The 18,267-nt window shown below is 55.2% G+C and carries 15 protein-coding genes; 9 read left to right on the top strand and 6 right to left on the bottom strand.

Going from position 1 to position 18,267, the window contains the following annotated elements; all coding sequences use genetic code 11:
* Nucleotides 1–76: 76 nt before the first annotated feature.
* The 5 genes from hslU to priA all read right to left on the bottom strand — a co-directional run bounded on the left by hslU (nt 77) and on the right by priA (nt 6,592).
* Nucleotides 77–1,408: an HslU--HslV peptidase ATPase subunit gene (gene hslU, locus GSQ70_RS09130; RefSeq protein ID WP_158782236.1), complete on the bottom strand. Its 1,332-nt coding sequence runs from the start codon at nt 1,406–1,408 to the stop codon at nt 77–79.
* 11 nt (nt 1,409–1,419) lie between these two features.
* Nucleotides 1,420–1,950: an ATP-dependent protease subunit HslV gene (gene hslV / locus GSQ70_RS09125; RefSeq protein ID WP_147200319.1), complete on the bottom strand. Its 531-nt coding sequence runs from the start codon at nt 1,948–1,950 to the stop codon at nt 1,420–1,422.
* A gap of 90 nt (nt 1,951–2,040) precedes the next feature.
* Nucleotides 2,041–2,973, bottom strand: coding sequence for a cell division protein FtsN (gene ftsN, locus GSQ70_RS09120; RefSeq protein WP_158782235.1), 933 nt, complete (start codon nt 2,971–2,973; stop codon nt 2,041–2,043).
* 174 nt (nt 2,974–3,147) lie between these two features.
* The gene (cytR, locus tag GSQ70_RS09115) at nt 3,148–4,185 is read right to left on the bottom strand and encodes a DNA-binding transcriptional regulator CytR (RefSeq protein WP_158782234.1); all 1,038 of its coding nucleotides are present in this window, start codon (nt 4,183–4,185) and stop codon (nt 3,148–3,150) included.
* Between the two features lie 208 nt (nt 4,186–4,393).
* Nucleotides 4,394–6,592 carry a primosomal protein N' gene (gene priA, locus GSQ70_RS09110; protein WP_158782233.1) on the bottom strand — a complete coding sequence of 733 codons (2,199 nt, stop codon included), beginning with the start codon at nt 6,590–6,592 and terminating at the stop codon, nt 4,394–4,396.
* Nucleotides 6,593–6,808: 216 nt separating this feature from the next.
* On the opposite strand from priA, the gene rpmE reads away from it, so the two are divergent.
* Nucleotides 6,809–7,021: a 50S ribosomal protein L31 gene (gene rpmE, locus GSQ70_RS09105; protein ID WP_012439895.1), complete on the top strand. Its 213-nt coding sequence runs from the start codon at nt 6,809–6,811 to the stop codon at nt 7,019–7,021.
* A 126-nt stretch (nt 7,022–7,147) separates the two neighbouring features.
* Here rpmE and metJ read toward each other — a convergent pair whose 3' ends face one another.
* Complete coding sequence (gene metJ / locus GSQ70_RS09100) at nt 7,148–7,465, bottom strand: met regulon transcriptional regulator MetJ (protein ID WP_013200201.1); 318 nt, start codon at nt 7,463–7,465, stop codon at nt 7,148–7,150.
* A gap of 242 nt (nt 7,466–7,707) precedes the next feature.
* Here metJ and metB point away from each other — a divergent pair, with 242 nt between their 5' ends.
* The 8 genes from metB to GSQ70_RS09060 all read left to right on the top strand — a co-directional run bounded on the left by metB (nt 7,708) and on the right by GSQ70_RS09060 (nt 18,257).
* On the top strand, nt 7,708–8,868 hold the full coding sequence (metB, locus tag GSQ70_RS09095; protein ID WP_158782232.1) for a cystathionine gamma-synthase: 1,161 nt from the start codon (nt 7,708–7,710) through the stop codon (nt 8,866–8,868).
* A 2-nt stretch (nt 8,869–8,870) separates the two neighbouring features.
* Nucleotides 8,871–11,300, top strand: a complete 2,430-nt coding sequence (locus GSQ70_RS09090; protein WP_158782231.1) for a bifunctional aspartate kinase/homoserine dehydrogenase II — start codon at nt 8,871–8,873, stop codon at nt 11,298–11,300.
* A 219-nt stretch (nt 11,301–11,519) separates the two neighbouring features.
* On the top strand, nt 11,520–12,410 hold the full coding sequence (metF, locus tag GSQ70_RS09085) for a methylenetetrahydrofolate reductase (protein ID WP_158782230.1): 891 nt from the start codon (nt 11,520–11,522) through the stop codon (nt 12,408–12,410).
* A 281-nt stretch (nt 12,411–12,691) separates the two neighbouring features.
* The gene (gene otnK / locus GSQ70_RS09080) at nt 12,692–13,951 is read left to right on the top strand and encodes a 3-oxo-tetronate kinase (RefSeq protein WP_158782229.1); all 1,260 of its coding nucleotides are present in this window, start codon (nt 12,692–12,694) and stop codon (nt 13,949–13,951) included.
* Nucleotides 13,944–14,585: an aldolase gene (locus GSQ70_RS09075; RefSeq protein WP_158782228.1), complete on the top strand. Its 642-nt coding sequence runs from the start codon at nt 13,944–13,946 to the stop codon at nt 14,583–14,585. Before otnK ends, GSQ70_RS09075 begins: the two co-directional genes overlap by 8 nt.
* 35 nt (nt 14,586–14,620) lie before the next feature.
* On the top strand, nt 14,621–15,415 hold the full coding sequence (locus GSQ70_RS09070; protein ID WP_158782227.1) for a DeoR/GlpR family DNA-binding transcription regulator: 795 nt from the start codon (nt 14,621–14,623) through the stop codon (nt 15,413–15,415).
* Nucleotides 15,416–15,515: 100 nt separating this feature from the next.
* Entirely contained in the window at nt 15,516–16,871 is a 1,356-nt protein-coding gene (locus GSQ70_RS09065) for a gluconate:H+ symporter (RefSeq protein WP_158782226.1), read from the top strand.
* Nucleotides 16,872–16,895: 24 nt separating this feature from the next.
* Nucleotides 16,896–18,257, top strand: coding sequence for a homoserine dehydrogenase (locus GSQ70_RS09060; RefSeq protein ID WP_158782225.1), 1,362 nt, complete (start codon nt 16,896–16,898; stop codon nt 18,255–18,257).
* The last annotated feature ends 10 nt before the right edge of the window (nt 18,258–18,267 follow it).

The raw sequence follows: 18,267 nt of genomic DNA, 5'->3' as shown, positions 1-18,267 counted from the left end.
TGCTCGAAACGCCTGCCGTCAGGGCAATAAGGGCGAAAAAAAGGAGGCCGAAGCCTCCTGATACTTTTTCTGACGCTTACAGAATGAAGCGGCTGAGATCTTCGTCGGCCACCAGCTCATCCAGATGCTGACCCACATAATCGGCATCGATGGTGATGGACTCGCCATTACGGTCGCTGGCGTCGTAGGAAATCTCTTCCATCAGACGCTCAAGAACCGTGTGCAGTCGACGGGCACCGATGTTTTCAGCGGTTTCGTTAACCTGCCACGCGGCCGCGGCGATCTTGCTGATACCGTCGTCAGTGAAGTGAATATCCACTCCTTCTGTTTTCATCAGTGCTTTGTACTGAACGGTCACGGATGCGCTTGGCTCAGTCAGAATACGCTCGAAGTCGTGGGTGGTCAGCGCCTGCAGCTCAACGCGGATCGGCAGGCGGCCCTGCAGCTCCGGGATCAGATCGGAAGGGCTGGCAACCTGGAACGCACCGGAGGCGATAAACAGGATGTGATCGGTTTTCACCATGCCGTGCTTGGTTGAGACGGTGCAGCCTTCCACCAGTGGCAGCAGGTCGCGCTGCACGCCTTCGCGGGAGACGTCCGGGCCGGAGCTTTCGCCACGCTTACAGACTTTATCGATCTCGTCGATAAACACGATACCATGCTGCTCAACGGCATCGATGGCTTCCTGCTTCAGCTCTTCCGGATTCACCAGCTTGGCGGCTTCTTCTTCCACCAGCATTTTCATCGCGTCTTTGATTTTCAGCTTACGGGGCTTCTGCTTCTGACCACCGATGTTCTGGAACATTGACTGCAGCTGGCTGGTCATCTCTTCCATGCCAGGAGGAGCCATGATTTCCACGCCCATTGGCGCGGCGGCCAGATCGATTTCAATCTCTTTATCGTCCAGTTCGCCTTCACGCAGCTTCTTGCGGAAGGACTGGCGGGCAGCAGAAGGCTCAGGTGCTGTCTCGGACTGGCCCCAGTTGTTTTTTGCCGGTGGAATCAGCACGTCGAGAATGCGCTCTTCGGCCATTTCTTCGGCACGATAGCGGTTTTTCTCAATCGCCTGAGAGCGAACCATTTTAATCGCAGAATCGGTCAGATCGCGGATAATAGAGTCTACTTCTTTACCCACATAGCCCACTTCGGTGAACTTGGTCGCTTCGACCTTGATAAACGGCGCATTGGCTAATTTTGCCAGACGGCGGGCGATTTCGGTTTTACCCACCCCGGTCGGGCCGATCATCAGAATGTTTTTTGGCGTGACTTCATGGCGCAGCTCTTCATCGAGCTGCATGCGGCGCCAGCGGTTACGCAAGGCGATAGCCACAGCGCGCTTGGCGCCGTCCTGGCCGATGATAAATCTGTTCAGTTCGCTGACGATTTCGCGCGGGGTCATTTCAGACATAGGTAAGGTCCTTACGCTTTAGACGGTAATTCTTCGATGGTGAGATTGTGGTTGGTGTATATGCAGATGTCGCCTGCAATACCCAGCGCTTTTTCCACGATATCGCGCGCGCCGATTTCGGTATTTTCCAGCAGCGCACGGGCGGCTGCCTGTGCGTAAGGACCACCAGAACCAATGGCAATTAAATCGTTTTCAGGCTGAATGACGTCGCCGTTGCCGGTAATGATCAGCGAGGCGTTTTCGTCGGCCACGGCCAGCAGGGCTTCCAGCTTGCGCAGCATGCGGTCAGTACGCCAGTCTTTCGCCAGTTCAACGGCGGCCTTCACCAGGTGTCCCTGATGCATTTCCAGCTTACGTTCGAACAGTTCAAACAGGGTGAAGGCATCTGCGGTACCGCCAGCAAAACCGGCAATGACTTTGTCATTATAGAGACGACGCACTTTTTTGACGTTGCCTTTCATTACGGTGTTGCCGAGGGTAGCCTGGCCATCACCGCCAATTACTACCTGGCCGTTGCGTCGTACACTTACAATTGTTGTCACGGGCAGACCCCTTGTTGCAGTCGGAAGATAGCCCTGCCGCCAGGCAGCAGGGCATTGATGCAATCAGATATGGGGCGGGATTAGGGGGTTTCAACCCCCAACGGCGAGAGGAATACAATTTGAGTGGCCGGAGCCGCGCAGGCTTTTCAGCGTGCTGTCCGCGCCGGCGCGATTGCTGAACGGCCCAATCACCACGCGGTTCCAGCCCCCCCCGGTAGTGATCCGGCTCTCAAAGCCTTCAAAGGCCAGCTGGGCACGAATGGACTCAGCCTGATCGGTGCCTTTAAAGGAGCCGCACTGCACCATCCAGCGCTGGGACTTCTCTTTCTGCACTTCTTTCGGCTTCACTTCAGCCTTCGGCTGCGTGGTCTGTGCCGGTGCTGTTGGGGCCGGAGCCTGGCGAGCAGGTTCGCGCGTGACCGGCGCTGCCGGTTGGGTACGGTTTTGCGGCAGCATATGAGGCTGTTGCTGAGGCTGTGTCTGGGGGCGCGTCTGCGGCGCTGGCTGCTGCTGTGGCATGCGTGACTGCTGTTGCAACTGGCTTTGCTGCTGCTGACGCTGCAGCGTTTGCTGGCGCTGGGCAGGCGTCTGCTCATTCCACGGCACTTCATTCAACTGGGTCGGCTGCTGGCGCATATCCGCCTGCATCTGCTCAAGCAGCTGGCGCTGCTCATCCGTCAGCTGAGTCTGGGAATGCACTTCGCCACCGGCAGTAGGTTCTGTAGGCTGAGGGACGGTAATCTGGCGGTTTTCCAGCTCTTTAATATAGCGCCAGCGCTCTTCGGGCTTGGGCGGCAGGCCATTTCCTGGCGCTTTATGATCCGGAATGACGGGCGCATCTTCTTTTTTATGATGGGCAATGAACCACAGTCCACCGACAAAGGTCACCAGCACCGCAACGGCGAGGACCACCATTATCTTCGATACCCCTGAACCACTGCTGCGCTTCTTGCTGCGACTGTTGGTCTTCTTGCGACGCGTCCCTGTCGAACGCCCGCGGCCTACGTAATCTTTTTGTGCCACTATCGTTCCGCTAATAATCAGTGAAAAAAGGTGAGGTCGGGCAATAAATGAGCTGGTGCGCCCGGCTATCAGCTCGCCATGTTACTCAAGGGCCGGAAGTTTGACCAGCAGGGATGCTATTAAGAATCTGCTGAATCTCGATTTTGCGGCCACAGTTGCCCTTTTTTCCGGCGGTCAGACCTTCTCGCGAAGGGAGGGGGCGGTACTGCCGCGGATTTTCAGTTCGAAGTCCAGCAGGCGTGAACCGCTGTTGACCGGTCTGCCCTGTAGCTGCTCCAGCAGCAGGTTCATTGCCTCACGGCCGATGTTAAATCTCGGCTGGGCCACGGTGGTCAGCTGCGGATCGCTATAGCGCGACAGCTCGATATCATCAAAGCCAATCAGCGATAAATCCTGCGGAATGCGCAGACCCATATTTTTTGCCTGCGACATTGCGCCCAGCGCCATAATGTCGCTGTGGCAGAACAGCGCATCGGGCGGAGTGGGCAGCGCCATCAGCTGCTTCATCGCCCGGGCACCGGCGTCAAACGTGAAGTCGCCCCGCACAATATAGTGGGGATCCAGCGCAATGCCATTGCGCCTCAGCGCCTGAATGTAGCCCTGCAGACGATACTGACACAGCGGCATATCATGCGGCCCGGCGATACAGGCAATGCGGCTGTGGCCGAGCTTCAGCAGATGGTTGACTGCTTCAAAGGCGGCCGTCAGGTTATCAATGTGGACGGTCGGTAGCTCCAGCTCAGGCGCAAACTCATTTGCCATCACCATGGGTGGCAGGTTGCGCTGCTCTTCCAGGCCAGTCTCGAAAGGCACCTGAGAACCCAGCAGCACCATGCCGTCAATCTGGCGAGTCATCATCAGATTAAGGAAAGATTGCTCCTGACGGTTCTGGTGCGCGCAGTCGCCAATCAGCACCAGATAGCCCTGATCGGCCGCGACCACCTCAATACCGCGGATCATCTCGCTGAAAAAGGGATCGCAGATGTCCGGAACGATCACCAGGATCGTCCTTGATTCATTGCGTTTGGCGTTGCGAGCCATGGAGTGGGGGGAATACCCCACGGCAATCACCGCATCTTCCACTTTTTGTCGCGTTACGGCAGAGACTTTTTCCGGGTTCGTCAGGGCGCGCGATACTGTCGCCGTGGATACGCCAGCTTTTATCGCCACATCCTTCATGGTGGTTCCCGTTGTCTCTTGATTCTGCTCCAACGCTTTTCTCCTCACGCCAGCCTCAGCTGACCTGACTTTTCAGGGGGGTGTTCTGGTGACTTTCAGTGCTGTTACACGTGCATTACTGACCACCCTCACATAAATAACCGATGTGCGTGAAGGGCGTTACTTAATTTGCATAAAAAACGTGACTTGTGCGACTTTTTTCGATGTTGCCCGCAGTGCCCTGGTGCAATGTCGGGACATTTCAGCCTTCGGTGGGATCGACATCCAAAGTCCACTTTACTTTTCTGGCCTGTGGCAGGGTGCTAATCAGCGGAAGCGTGGCTTTAATCAGGCGTTGTAAATGTCCGCGGGAGGGATGCTGGAGCAGCAGTTGCCAGCGATAACGTCCGCCACGTTTGGGCTGCAGTGCCGGAACCGGCCCCATCACCCAAAACGCTTCGTCCTTCAGCGGGCTGGCTTCCAGCAGGTTGCGCAGCTGCTGCAGGAACAGTGCCGACTGTTGGTTATCATGATCGTCCGATCGGAACAGGGCATGGCTGGTGAAAGGCGGCAGGAAGACGGTTTTACGCTCGCTCAGGGCCTGCCTGGCGAAGTCATCATAGCCTTTGTGCAGCAGTGTTTGCAGCAGGGGATGATCGGGGTGGTGCGTTTGCAGCATCACTTCACCCTGTTTACCGGCCCTGCCAGCACGTCCGGCAACCTGGGTATAGAGCTGGGCAAAGCGTTCTGCCGAGCGGAAGTCTGCAGAAAACAGTGCGCCATCAACGTCCAGCAGTGACACCAGGGTGACATCGGGAAAATGATGCCCCTTCGCCAGCATTTGTGTCCCTACCAGAATACGGGCACCGCCACGATGCACGTCTGCCAGGTGCTGTTCAAGCGCTCCTTTACGGCTGGTGGTATCACGATCGATACGTGACAGCGGGACGTCCGGGAACAGCTCGCTCAGGTTGTGCTCAAGCTGTTCCGTACCCAGCCCCACCGGCACCAGATGCGTTGATCCACACTGCGGACACTGATGAGGAATGGGCCGCTGACTGTCACAGTGGTGGCAGCGCAGCTGGCGATGATGCTGGTGCAGCGTGTAGTAGCGGTCGCAGCGCTGGCACTCCGCAATCCAGCCGCATTCATGACACAACATGGCGGGAGAGAACCCGCGACGGTTCAGAAACAGCAGAACCTGGTTGTCGGCCTTCAGGTGCTGACCAATCTTTTTAATCAGCATCGGCGACAGTCCACCCTGCAGCTTCACGCCTTTCAGGTCAATCAGCTGCTGCGTGGCCTGACGTGCATTTCCTGCGCGCTTACTGAGATTCAACTGGCGATATTTACCCATCTGCACGTTGTGCAGGGTTTCCAGCGCAGGCGTGGCCGTGCCCATCACGATGGGAATATCTTCCTGACGCGCCCGGAATACGGCCAGGTCGCGGGCCTGATAGCGCCAGCCTTCCTGCTGCTTGTACGAGCTGTCGTGTTCTTCATCGATGATAATCAGCCCCAACCGCGCGAAAGGGGTGAACAACGCCGAGCGGGTGCCAATAACGATTGCTGTTTCCCCACTTCTGGCGCGGAGCCAGACGGCGAGCCGCTCGCTGTCATTCAGCGCGGAGTGAAGCACATCCACCGGCGCGTTAAAACGTTCCCGAAAGCGGGCGATAGTTTGTGGTGTCAGGCCAATTTCTGGCACCAGCACCAACGCCTGGCGGCCGCTGACCAGCACGTTTTCCAGCACGCTGAGATAAACTTCGGTTTTACCTGAGCCGGTGATACCCGCCAGCAACCAGGCAGCAAAGTGGTCGTCCTCGCTGCGAATGGCACCCACGGCGGTTGCCTGCTCGGTGTTCAGCTTCAGCCGCTCACCCTTTACCGGGTAGTTGCTGCGCCAGTCCTGCTGTGCCCGCTGCCGTGCCTGAAGGTCGCACAGGCCTTTTGCCCGCAATGCCTGCAGCGTGGCATCGGTGATGTCGTGCTGACTGATTTCGTGTCGGTAGAGGTTGCCCTGGCGCAGAGCGGCTATCGCCTGCTGCTGCTTCGGCGCGCGTTTCAGCGTTTCCGGCGCGGTTTCCCGGCCCGATTCGGTGATTGTCCATTGCAGCAGCGGCGCTTCCTGAGCCGGTTTGCCCTGGCGTAGCAGCACCGGCATGGCGTGGAACAGCACTTCGCCGAGGGGATAGTGATAGTAATCCGCCGCCCATAACAGGATACGCCACAGTGAAGGCGGATAAAGAGACTCGCTGTCCAGCACCTCATGCACTGCTTTCAGTTGTTCCAGGGGAAAGCCGCTGGTCTCAGAGATCCCGACCACCACACCAATGGCTTTACGCTTGCCGAAAGGCACGCTGACACGAGCACCGACCCCTGCCGCAGGCAGATGGGGCGGCAACAGATAGTCAAAGTTGCGGGCAAGAGGGACGGGCAGCGCGACCTGAACAACGGGCATGAAATCATCCGGATGAAATTATGAGCGGGATAGTGTACACTGTGTCATCCTGAATGTGCGGATTCGATTGCAGCGGACGGTTAATATCTGTATAGTTCGCCGCCGTTGATACGGCATTTTGGTATCACAATACACCTGAATTTTTAATCTTCGTGTGGTGCCGGTGCAGGATTTTCCTGGCACGGGAGAGCGACACGGCCTTAACTGAGGTTTCCCATGAAAAAAGGTATTCACCCAAATTACGCTGAAGTTACTGCTAAATGTTCTTGCGGTAACGAAATCAAAACCCGCTCAACCGTGGGTCACGACCTGAACCTGGACGTGTGCGGCAATTGCCACCCGTTCTACACCGGTAAGCAGCGTGACGTTGCCAGCGGTGGTCGTGTTGACCGCTTCAACAAGCGTTTCAGCATCCCAGGCAGCAAATAAGCGACCTGACAGAGACGGTTTACGTTTCGGATGTAATGAAAAAACCCAGCTTCGGCTGGGTTTTTTTATGTCTGTCATCTGCTCAGTCGCAGGCATGAGGAGAAGCCCGGCCTTCTGCCAGTGGCCTCAGTATTCCCAGGTATCGGGATCGACGCCCATCTCTCTCATAATGGCTTTTGCCTCTTCCGGGATCTCATCGCTGCGCTCTTTACGCAGGTCGACATCATCTGGCAGTGGCTGACCGGTGAAAGCATGCAGAAATGCTTCACACAGCAGTTCACTGTTAGTGGCATGGCGGAGGTTATTAACCTGACGGCGGGTGCGCTCATCGGTCAAAATTTTCAATACTTTTAACGGGATGGATACCGTAATTTTTTTTACCTGCTCGCTCTTCTTGCCGTGTTCAGCATAAGGGCTGATATATTCGCCGTTCCATTCAGCCATGGGGTACCTTAGTCATCATTAATTTTCACAATGCCGAAATTCGGCTAATTATGCCCGAAGTTGGTGCCCATCACACGTGACGGAACAACTTTCTGTCGGCTATAGCGCCATAATCTTAACGGTTATTGCCGGATTGCTCAATCTATACGCAAAGACATTTAGATGTCCAGATGTATTGACGTCTGTTTCTGCCCTGTTATGCTGGGAGCCTTCTTTACTCTCGTTTCAGGAATTTATGCACCATGACGCGCAAACAGGCAACTATCGCAGTCCGCAGCGGTTTGAATGATGACGAGCAATATGGCTGCGTTGTCCCGCCGATCCATCTCTCCAGCACCTATAACTTTATCGATTTCAACGAGCCTCGTGCCCACGACTATTCACGTCGCGGCAACCCGACTCGTGATGTTGTGCAGCGCGCATTAGCCGAGCTGGAAGGCGGGGCCGGTGCAGTGTTGACCAATACCGGGATGTCGGCGATCCATCTGGTGTGTACGGTATTCCTGAAACCTGGCGATCTGCTGGTCGCTCCCCATGACTGCTATGGCGGAAGCTATCGCCTGTTCGACAGTCTGAGCAAACGTGGCGCTTACCGCGTGAAGTTTGTCGATCAGGGCGATGAAGCGGCTCTGAAAGCGGCACTGGCTGAGAAGCCAAAACTGGTGCTGGTGGAAAGTCCAAGCAACCCGCTGCTGCGCGTGGTGGATATTGCTGCCATCTGTAAAGCCGCCGGTGAAGCCGGTGCAATCAGCGTGGTGGATAACACCTTCCTCAGCCCGGCGCTGCAAAATCCTCTGGCACTGGGAGCGGATCTGGTGCTTCACTCCTGCACCAAATACCTGAATGGTCACTCCGATGTGGTGGCGGGTGTGGTTATTGCCAAAGATCCGGCGCTGGTCACCGAGCTGGCCTGGTGGGCTAACAATATTGGCGTGACGGGAGCTGCTTTCGACAGCTATCTGCTGCTGCGTGGCCTGCGTACCCTTGCCCCGCGTATGGCGGCAGCTCAGCGCAATGCGCTGGCAATAGTTGAATACCTATCGCGACAACCGTTGGTCAAAAAGTTGTATCATCCTTCCCTGCCGGAAAACGCCGGTCACCAGTTTGCAGTACGTCAGCAAAAAGGTTTTGGCGCGATGTTAAGTTTCGAGCTGGATGGGGATGAGCAGACGCTGCGTCGTTTCCTGAAAGCGCTTGAATTGTTCACCCTGGCGGAATCGTTAGGGGGAGTTGAGAGCCTGATTTCTCACACCGCCACGATGACTCACGCAGGAATGTCAGCAGAGGCACGAGCCGCGGCTGGTATTTCAGAAACGTTGCTGCGGGTTTCAGTGGGAATTGAAGATCACGAAGATTTAATCGCCGATCTGGATAATGCATTCCGGATAGCGGCCGAGAGGTAAGCATGAGTCAGTCAGCAGTGGCAGCAGGAACACGTCAGTTGCATAAATTTGGTGGCAGCAGCCTTGCCGACGCCAAATGTTATCTGCGGGTGGCCGGGATTATGGCTGAGTATAGCCACCCCGGCGACATGATGGTGGTTTCCGCTGCCGGGAGCACCACTAACCAGTTGATAAGCTGGCTTAAACTGAGCCAGAGCGACCGGTTATCTGCCCATCAGGTTCAGCAGGCGCTGCGGCGCTACCAGAGCGATCTGATCGGCAGCTTGCTGCCTGCTGAAGCGGCGGAGGTGCTGATTGCCAGCTTTATCCAGGATCTGGAAAGGCTCGCCGCGCTGCTGGATGGCAAAATCACCGAAGCCGTGTATGCCGAAGTCGTGGGCCACGGTGAGATCTGGTCGGCGCGTCTGATGTCTGCCGTACTGAACATGCGTGATATTTCTGCCAGCTGGCTGGATGCCCGTACCTTCCTCCGTGCTGAAAGGGCGGCGCAGCCACAGGTTGATGAAGGGAAATCCTGGCCGCTGCTGCAACAGCTGCTGGCGCAGCATCCCCATCAGCGGCTGGTGGTGACCGGTTTTATCAGCGGCAACGAGCAGGGCGAAACCGTGCTGCTGGGTCGCAACGGCAGCGACTACTCGGCAACGCAGATTGGTGCGCTGGCGGGGGTATCGCGCGTAACCATCTGGAGCGATGTGGCCGGGGTTTACAGTGCTGACCCGCGTAAAGTGAAAGATGCCTGCCTGCTGCCGCTGCTGCGCCTGGATGAAGCCAGCGAGCTGGCCCGCCTGGCTGCGCCGGTTCTGCATACCCGCACATTACAGCCTGTCTCAGGCAGCGACATCGATCTGCAGTTGCGCTGTAGCTATCAGCCGGAGCAGGGCTCTACCCGTATTGAGCGGGTGCTGGCCTCAGGAACCGGTGCAAGGATTGTCACCAGCCATGACGACGTCTGCCTGATTGAGTTTCAGGTTCCGCCACAGCATGATTTCGCGACATTGCATAAAGAGATCGATCAGTTGCTGAAGCGCGCGCAGCTGCGCCCACTGGCTACTGGCGTACATCCCGATCGTAATCTGTTGCAGCTCTGCTACACCTCTGAAGTGGTCAGCAGTGCGCTGACGCTGCTGCAGGATGCGGGGATCCCTGGCCGCTTACAGCTGCGTGAGGGCATGGCGCTGGTGGCGCTGGTCGGTGCGGGCGTTTGCCGCAATCCCCTGCACAGCCACCGTTTCTGGCAGCAGCTGAAAGATCAGCCGGTCGAGTTTATCTGGCAGTCGGAAGAGGGCATCAGCCTGGTGGCGGTGCTGCGTGTCGGCCCGACTGAGCATCTGATCCGTGGCCTGCACCAGTCGCTGTTCCGCGCTGAAAAGCGGATTGGCCTGGTGTTGTTTGGTAAGGGAAACATCGGTTCGCGCTGGCTGGAACTGTTTGGCCGTGAGCAGGAAACGATTTCGGCCCGTACCGGATTTGAATTTATTCTGGCAGGCGTGGTGGACAGCCGCCGCAGCCTGCTGAGCTACGAAGGACTTGATGCCAGCCGCGCGCTGGCCTTCTTTGAAGATGAAGCCGTGGAGCAGGATGAAGAGTCGCTGTTCCTGTGGATGCGGGCGCACCCGTTTGACGACCTGGTGGTGCTGGATGTCACCGCCAGCGAGCAGCTGGCCGCGCAGTATCTGGATTTTGCCAGTTATGGTTTCCACGTAATCGGTGCCAACAAGCTCGCTGGTGCTGCCAGTGGAGACCGATACCGCCAGATCCGGGATGCCTTTGCCAAAACAGGCCGTCAGTGGCTATATAACGCTACGGTTGGGGCTGGATTGCCGGTTAACCATACCGTGCGCGATCTGCGTGAAAGTGGCGACAGTATTCTGGCAATCAGCGGGATTTTCTCCGGTACGCTTTCATGGCTGTTCCTGCAGTATGACGGCACTGTGCCGTTTACTGAGCTGGTGGATCAGGCCTGGCAGCAGGGGCTTACGGAACCCGATCCGCGCGTCGATCTGTCCGGTCAGGACGTAATGCGCAAGCTGGTGATCCTGGCGCGTGAAGCGGGTTATGACATCGAACCTGACCAGGTGCGCGTGGAGTCGCTGGTGCCGAAAAGTTGCGAAGGTGAATCAGTGGATCACTTCTTCGAAAACGGCGAGGCGCTTAACGAGCAGATGCAGCAGCGCTTTGAGGCCGCGCAGGATATGGGCCTGGTGCTGCGCTATGTGGCGCGTTTTGATGCCAACGGTAAAGCCCGTGTCGGCGTTGAAGCGGTGCGTGATGACCATCCGCTGGCTTCATTACTGCCCTGCGATAACGTCTTTGCGATTGAAAGCCGCTGGTACCGTGATAACCCGCTGGTGATCCGTGGACCGGGTGCGGGGCGTGATGTGACCGCCGGTGCGATTCAGTCCGATCTCAACCGCCTGGCACAACTGCTGTAGTCTTCCTCAGGGCCGGTTTCTCCGGCCCTTTGTTTTCTCTCAGGATCTTTTCTGCTGCATGAATTTCCTTCAGCTTCGCTGAGAATTTGTCACGCATGTTTATCATTTAACTGTTGACTGAACGGCTTAAATCCTTCATTTTGAATGTCTGGACGTCTAAACGTATGGATGTTCAACTCGGACAAATCTATTTTTGAGCGATCGATGAGGGAAGCAGGTATGAGTTTTTTCCACGCCAATCAGCGCGAAGCGCTGAACCAGAGTCTGGCTGAACTGAACGGACAAATTAACGTCTCTTTCGAGTTTTTCCCGCCACGCACCAGCGAAATGGAACAGACCCTGTGGAGCTCCATCGATCGTCTCAGCAGCCTGAAACCGACATTTGTTTCCGTTACTTATGGAGCCAACTCTGGCGAGCGCGACCGCACTCACAGCATTATCAAAGGGATCAAAGATCGTACCGGGCTGGAAGCTGCGCCGCATCTGACCTGTATTGATGCCACCCGCGATGAACTGCGCACTATTGCTCAGGATTACTGGAATAACGGTATTCGCCATATTGTAGCCTTGCGCGGCGACTTACCACCAGGCGGCGGTAAACCAGAAATGTATGGTGCAGACCTGGTGGCGTTGCTGAAGGAAGTGGGAGAGTTTGATATTTCCGTCGCTGCCTATCCGGAAGTGCATCCGGAGGCGAAAAGCGCCCAGTCAGACCTGATCAACCTGAAACGTAAAATTGATGCAGGTGCCAACCGTGCCATCACGCAGTTCTTCTTTGATGTGGAGAGCTACCTGCGCTTTCGCGATCGCTGCGTAGCTGCCGGTATCGACGTGGAAATCGTTCCGGGCATTCTGCCGGTGTCGAACTTCAGGCAGCTGCAGCGTTTCGCCACCATGACTAACGTGCGCGTACCGGGCTGGATGACCAGCATGTTTGAAGGGCTGGATGAAGATCCGGAAACCCGCAAAATGGTCGGCGCTAACGTGGCAATGGATATGGTGAAAATCCTCAGTCGTGAAGGCGTTAAGGACTTCCACTTCTACACGCTGAACCGCGCGGAAATGAGCTATGCCATCTGCCATACTCTTGGCGTTCGCCCGGCGGTCTGATAACGGTTAGCTGAACTCCTCATCCCGGGCGGCATTCTTGTCGCCCTTTCTGCTTTGTTTCCACTCTGTTCATTTTCTCCCCTGCCTTTTTACTGCTTTCACATCTCTTCACGGTGCCATGTGAAACGGTGTGAATTTGAAAAATTAGATAATTTCAATTAGTTAGAATTTTAAGTTGTGTTAAATCAAGGTTAATCTTTGTGACAGACATCATCGGAATGTGAACGAATGTCGTTCAAAATATACCATAATTTCACAAAGCGAAGGCAGATACTAAAGCCATGACTATCAAATTGGGGATCGTTGCTGACGACTTTACTGGCGCAACCGATATTGCCAGTTTTATTGCCCGGGCCGGCTGGCGAGTGATACAGCTGAATGGGACTCCCGCAACTCCGGTGGTGCTGGAGGCAGCCGATGCCCTGGTTATCTCACTGAAAAGCCGTTCGTGTCCTGCTGAACAGGCAATGGCCCTGACCCGGCAGGCTTGCGAATGGCTGCATGCTCAGGGCTGCGAGCGACTCTATTTTAAATACTGTTCCACTTTTGACTCCACTCCCGCAGGCAATATCGGTCCGGTGACCGATTTTATGCTGGGTTATACCGGCGTGGCGCTGGCTGTTCTGTGTCCCGCGCTACCGGTTAATGGCCGTACGGTGGTGCAGGGGAATCTCTACGTCAACGGAGAGCTGCTTAACGAATCCGGGATGCAGAATCATCCGCTGACGCCAATGACTGATGCCTTTTTGCCGCGGGTGATGGAGCAGCAGTCTGCCGGAAAATGCGGGCTGGTTTCGTTAGAGGTGCTGCGTTCTGGTAAAGAAGCTGTTCAGCGCCACCTGGGGCAGATGCAGTCAGAGGGAAAAAGTTACGCGGTGATGGACGCAGAAAACGATGAAGATTTATCTTTGCTGGCCGCAGCGTTGCCGGATGATGTCCTGCTGACCGGTGGTTCCGGGCTGGCGGGCGCACTGGCAGCGCTGACGCCCCTGCCAGAATCTTCAACGGCAGACGTGATGCCTTCAGCGCAGGGAGAGAGCCTGGTAATGGCAGGCAGTTGCTCAGTGATGACCAATCGGCAGGTTGCGGCCTACCGTGAGATTGCTCCTTCACAGGCGATAGATATCGGGCGTTGCCTGCACGATCGGTCTGGCTACCTCGCAGAATTGATTGACTGGGTGAGAGGGCAGTCAGCCGGTAAAGCGCCAATGCTGTATGCCACCCGTCCGGCGGCAGAAGTGAAAGCCATTCAGCAGCGCTACGGTGTTGAAGAGGCCGGCAATGCGATAGAGCAGCTGTTTGCCTCGCTGGCAGTGACGCTTTATGACCAGGGCGTGAACAAATTTATTATTGCCGGAGGTGAAACCTCCAGCCTGATAGTACAGCAGCTGAAGGTACAGGGATTCTCGATTGGCCGTTCTGTTGCTCCCGGTGTTCCCTGGGTAAAGGATCTTCATCGCCCGCTGTGGCTGACGCTGAAATCAGGTAATTTTGGCGAAGAACAATTTTTTAACCAGGCCCAGGAGTTTTATCATGCATGATATCGCGTTACGTGAGCAGATGGTGTCGCTGGCTCACTCAATGTTTATGCGTGGCTATTGCAGCGGTGGGGCAGGTAATCTGAGTTGTCGCCTGCCGGGTGGTGGATTTCTGCTGACCCCAACCAATTCCAGTTTTGGTTCACTGAGTGTGGAAACGTTGAGCGAGCTGGATGCCGGGGGAAACTGGGTTTCCGGCGATAAGCCCTCCAAGGAGTCGGTTATGCATCTGGCGTTTTATCGCCAGCGTCCGGATGTGGGGGGCGTGGTGCATTTACACTCCCCCTCGCTGACCGCGCTTTCCTGCCTGCCAGGTCTGGACCCGAAGGACTGCCTGCCACCCATCACTCCCTATTTTGTGATGCGGGTGGGTAAGCTGCCGGTCATTCCTTACCACCGACCGGGCCATCCGGGTCTGGCCGATGCGGTTGCCACGTTGGCACCTGATCATAACGCCATGCTGTTGGCGAACCACGGGCCGGTAATAGGCGGTGCAAACCTGCGCGATGCGGTTTTCAATGCGGAGGAGCTTGAAGATACGGCCCGCCTTTACTTTACATTGCTCCCGCATGGCATGGTTACGCTGAATGAAGAACAGGTGACCGAGCTGCATACAGTTTTTGGCCGTAAACAGTGATGTTATGTTGCTGAAAGACCAGGAGAGCATCCACCATGTTGCCTGATGAACGCCGTACGTTTATTTACAGCCACCTGCACCAACATGCCCATGTTGCTATTGGTGAGCTGGTCAGGCTGCTGGGTGTTTCCCACATGACCATCCGACGCGATCTTAAAGAGATGGAAAATGAGGGAAAAGTCACGCTCATAAGCGGGGGGGCGAAATTAAATGAGATGCTGGTTCAGGAATTGCCTTATGTTGAAAAAGCGATGCTTCATCATAAGGTAAAAAGGAAAATCGGCCAGGTTGCAGAAACATTTGTGGATTCAGGTAAGGTTATTTACCTTGATGCTGGCACCACTACCTATGAAATCGCCCGCTGCGTGGCGAATAAGTTTAAAAAGGTGGTGATTATTACCAATGATTTCACCATCGCTGATTTTTTAATGACTATGCCCCATGTGGATATTTTCCATACTGGCGGAAAAATTGATATTCGCAACCGATCTTGTGTAGGTCACAGCGCCGCGCAATTTATTCGTGAATACATGATTGATATCGCGTTTATCAGCTCCAGTTCCTGGGACGTGGTTCATGGCGTGACTACGCCAGATGAGGGGAAAATGTTAGTGAAAAAGGCCGTTCTGACCTCTTCCCGACGTAATGTTCTGGTTTCTGACAGCAGCAAATACGGTAAGCATGGCATGTTCCACATCTGCCCACTCGGGCAAATGGACGATATCATCTGTGATGACCAATTGCCGCCGGAAATATTACAGAGCTTAAGTAAAATAAATATCCGGTTGCACCAGGTTGACGCATTTTCTGAAGATAAGGATAAAAAATAATGTGAATGAAAAACACTTCTGAACCCTGATGTATTAACGTTAAATTTTATGCTGAATTATATAAACAATGAGGTATGTAAAAAACATACCCGGAGGCCCTATGCATTTTGACCTCAGTCAGTTTATCGCGCTGATCAGTGCGATTGCTATTCTCATTATTCTGATTACGAAATTTAAATTCCATCCGTTTCTGGCATTAATTATTTCAGCAGGTTTTCTGGGTGTGGCAGCAGGTCTGACGCCAACGCAAACTATTAAAAGCTTTGAGAAGGGATTTGGCGGTGTACTGGGTTCCACCGGACTGGTGGTTGGCCTGGGGACCATGCTGGGTGGGCTGCTGCTGGAGTCTGGCGGCGCAGACAAAATTGCCACAACCTTTATTCGTCTGGGATCGGTACGCCTGATCCCGCTGACTATCTGCATAGCGGCGTTAATTATTGGGCTGCCGCATCTGTTTGATGTCAGCTTTGTGATGCTGGTGCCACTGGTTTATGCCATCGCCCGCAGTACGCGCAGCCAGTTAATGCGAATTGGTATCCCGATGGCTGCCGGGCTGTACGTGGCGCATGGGCTGCTGCTGCCCCATCCTGCCCCCACGCTGGCAATGACCACCTACGGCGCAGATGCAGGTAAATCGATGTTTTATGGTCTGCTGCTTGCCGTGCCGATGGTACTGCTCTCCGGCCCGGTATTTACCTGGTTTGTGATGAAATACTTCCCTGATTTGCGCCGTCAGGATTTCAGCGTCTCGCAGGAGGACAGTTCGCAACCGAAAAAGGAGGCAAAACGCAGTCCATCTTTTACTCTGGCTATGTTGACCATTCTGCTGCCGCCGATCCTGATGATGTGTCGGACGCTGGCAAAAAATCTGGTGGAACCGCACAGCATGTTTGCAGAGTTGCTGAATACCATCGGTGACCCGATCGTTTCTCTGCTGATCGCCGTGCTGTTTGCTCTCTATGCGCTGGGCGTTCGCTGCGGCTACACCATGCAACAGCTGCAAAAAATGTTGGGCAAATGCCTGGGACCTTGTGCAGCCATCATCCTGATCCTCGGTGCCGGTGGCGGCCTGAAAGAGATGCTGCTGGCGACCCACGTCAGTACGCTGATTGCCGATTCCGCCATGCACTGGAATATTTCACCGCTGGTGCTGGCATGGCTGGTCGCGGCCCTGATCCGTATTGCGATTGGTTCCGCAACGGTTGCTGTGGTGACCACCGCAGGGATTGTGGCTCCACTGGCGGCCCACAGCGGCGTCAACCTGGAATTGCTGGTACTGGCAACCAGTACTGGCGGCCTGATGCTGTCCCACGTTAACGACTCCGGCTTCTGGCTGTTCAAAGAGTATTTTCAACTGACCGTGGCTGAAACGTTAAAGAGCTGGACACTGCTGGTGTCGTTTCTGTCCATTCTGGGTCTGATTTTTGTTCTTATGCTGAATGCGATCGTAGGTTAAGCGACGTATATTTGAGGAATTATCATGAATTATGAACTGCTGTTTGATGCCCTGAAAAGCCGTCGCATTCGTATTGCGATTACCGGAGCCAGTGGTGGGTTTGGTCGTTCGTTTCTGGTGCAATGCCGGGAGATCCCGTCGCTGGAAGTGGTGGCGCTGTGTGATATCAACACTGCGGGTACTCAGGCGCTGCTGAAGGAGCTGAATTTCTGCCAGGATGCCGAGATTTGTCAGTCAGCAAATGAAGCTGCAACTGCCCGGTCTGCCGGCAAGCCGGTAATTATTGATGATTTTACCCATCTTGATGCGCTGTCACTGGATATGGTGATTGAGGCGACCGGTAAACCGGAAATTAGCGTACAGATTGCCGTTAACGCCCTGAAAAGGGGCGTACATGTGGGAATGGTCAGTAAAGAAACTGACTCCGTTGCCGGCCCGTGGCTGAACAAGCTGGCACTGCAACATAACGCCGTGTACACCACCGTCGATGGCGATCAGCCTGCTAATCTGCTGGGCCTGATCACTTGGGCGAAGGTGCTGGGCTTTGACATTGTGGCTGCCGGTAAATCCAGCGAATATGACTATGTCTGGTCAACGCAAAGCGGCGTGCTGGACTACAGCGGTAAAATCCTGAATGTGCCTGAACTGGCTGAACACTGGGCGCTGGGCGACGATGTCAAGGCCACGTTGCAGCATCGTAAAAGCCTGCTGTCATCATTGCCGCTGAGTGCCACACCGGATTACTGTGAAATGAACGTGGTGGCTAACTCGTCTGGCTTTATCCCTGCCTGTGATGCGCTCAGCTATCCGCTTTGCCATATCAGCGAGCTGGCCGATATTTTCATCCCTGAATCAGACGGCGGCATTCTGAAACGTACCGGCGTTGTGGATGTTTTTAACTGCCTGCGCCGCGATGATGAAGTGAGTTTTGGCGGCGGTGTATTTGTGATTGTTCGCTGCAAGGATGATGAAACCTGGGAGATGCTGGCCGGGAAAGGACACGTGGTCAGCCGCAGCCGCAAGTATGCCTGTATCTATCTGCCTTATCACATCATGGGCCTGGAGTCGCCGCACAGCATCTTCTCGGCCGTGTTACATCAGCGTGCTTCCGGCGCGGTCGATCAGGCCATTCACGCCGTGATGACCGGCTATGCCGAACGGGATCTGAAAAAAGGGGAGCTGCTGGAGATGGGAGGGCATCACCACACCATTGAAGCGGTAAGTGCCCGTTTACTGCCGAAAGCGGATGCCGCAGGGTTAGCGCCTTATTATTTGTTGTCTAATAAAGTGCTGACGCACGATGTGGCGAAAGGAGAGATGATCCCGATGGATGCGTTGCAGCTGGATAATTCCCTGCTGTATACCGCGTGGCAAGAGAGTTTTTAATGCCCGATGA

Origin of the sequence: Pantoea sp. BAV 3049, from assembly GCF_009765445.1 — a bacterium.
GTDB lineage: Bacteria > Pseudomonadota > Gammaproteobacteria > Enterobacterales > Enterobacteriaceae > Erwinia.
Note: the sequence above shows the minus strand (reverse complement) of the source record. Positions and strands in the feature narration are given on the sequence as shown.

Bases quoted from the DNA above. Each gene is read 5' to 3' on its own strand.
- GSQ70_RS09070 (WP_158782227.1), top strand. From the start codon at position 14,621: ATGTTGCCTGATGAACGCCGTACGTTTATTTACAGCCACCTGCACCAA.
- GSQ70_RS09065 (WP_158782226.1), top strand. From the start codon at position 15,516: ATGCATTTTGACCTCAGTCAGTTTATCGCGCTGATCAGTGCGATTGCT.
- metJ (WP_013200201.1), bottom strand. From the start codon at position 7,465: ATGGCTGAATGGAACGGCGAATATATCAGCCCTTATGCTGAACACGGC.
- GSQ70_RS09075 (WP_158782228.1), top strand. From the start codon at position 13,944: ATGCATGATATCGCGTTACGTGAGCAGATGGTGTCGCTGGCTCACTCA.
- GSQ70_RS09090 (WP_158782231.1), top strand. From the start codon at position 8,871: ATGAGTCAGTCAGCAGTGGCAGCAGGAACACGTCAGTTGCATAAATTT.
- rpmE (WP_012439895.1), top strand. From the start codon at position 6,809: ATGAAAAAAGGTATTCACCCAAATTACGCTGAAGTTACTGCTAAATGT.
- metB (WP_158782232.1), top strand. From the start codon at position 7,708: ATGACGCGCAAACAGGCAACTATCGCAGTCCGCAGCGGTTTGAATGAT.
- GSQ70_RS09060 (WP_158782225.1), top strand. From the start codon at position 16,896: ATGAATTATGAACTGCTGTTTGATGCCCTGAAAAGCCGTCGCATTCGT.
- hslU (WP_158782236.1), bottom strand. From the start codon at position 1,408: ATGTCTGAAATGACCCCGCGCGAAATCGTCAGCGAACTGAACAGATTT.
- priA (WP_158782233.1), bottom strand. From the start codon at position 6,592: ATGCCCGTTGTTCAGGTCGCGCTGCCCGTCCCTCTTGCCCGCAACTTT.
- metF (WP_158782230.1), top strand. From the start codon at position 11,520: ATGAGTTTTTTCCACGCCAATCAGCGCGAAGCGCTGAACCAGAGTCTG.
- otnK (WP_158782229.1), top strand. From the start codon at position 12,692: ATGACTATCAAATTGGGGATCGTTGCTGACGACTTTACTGGCGCAACC.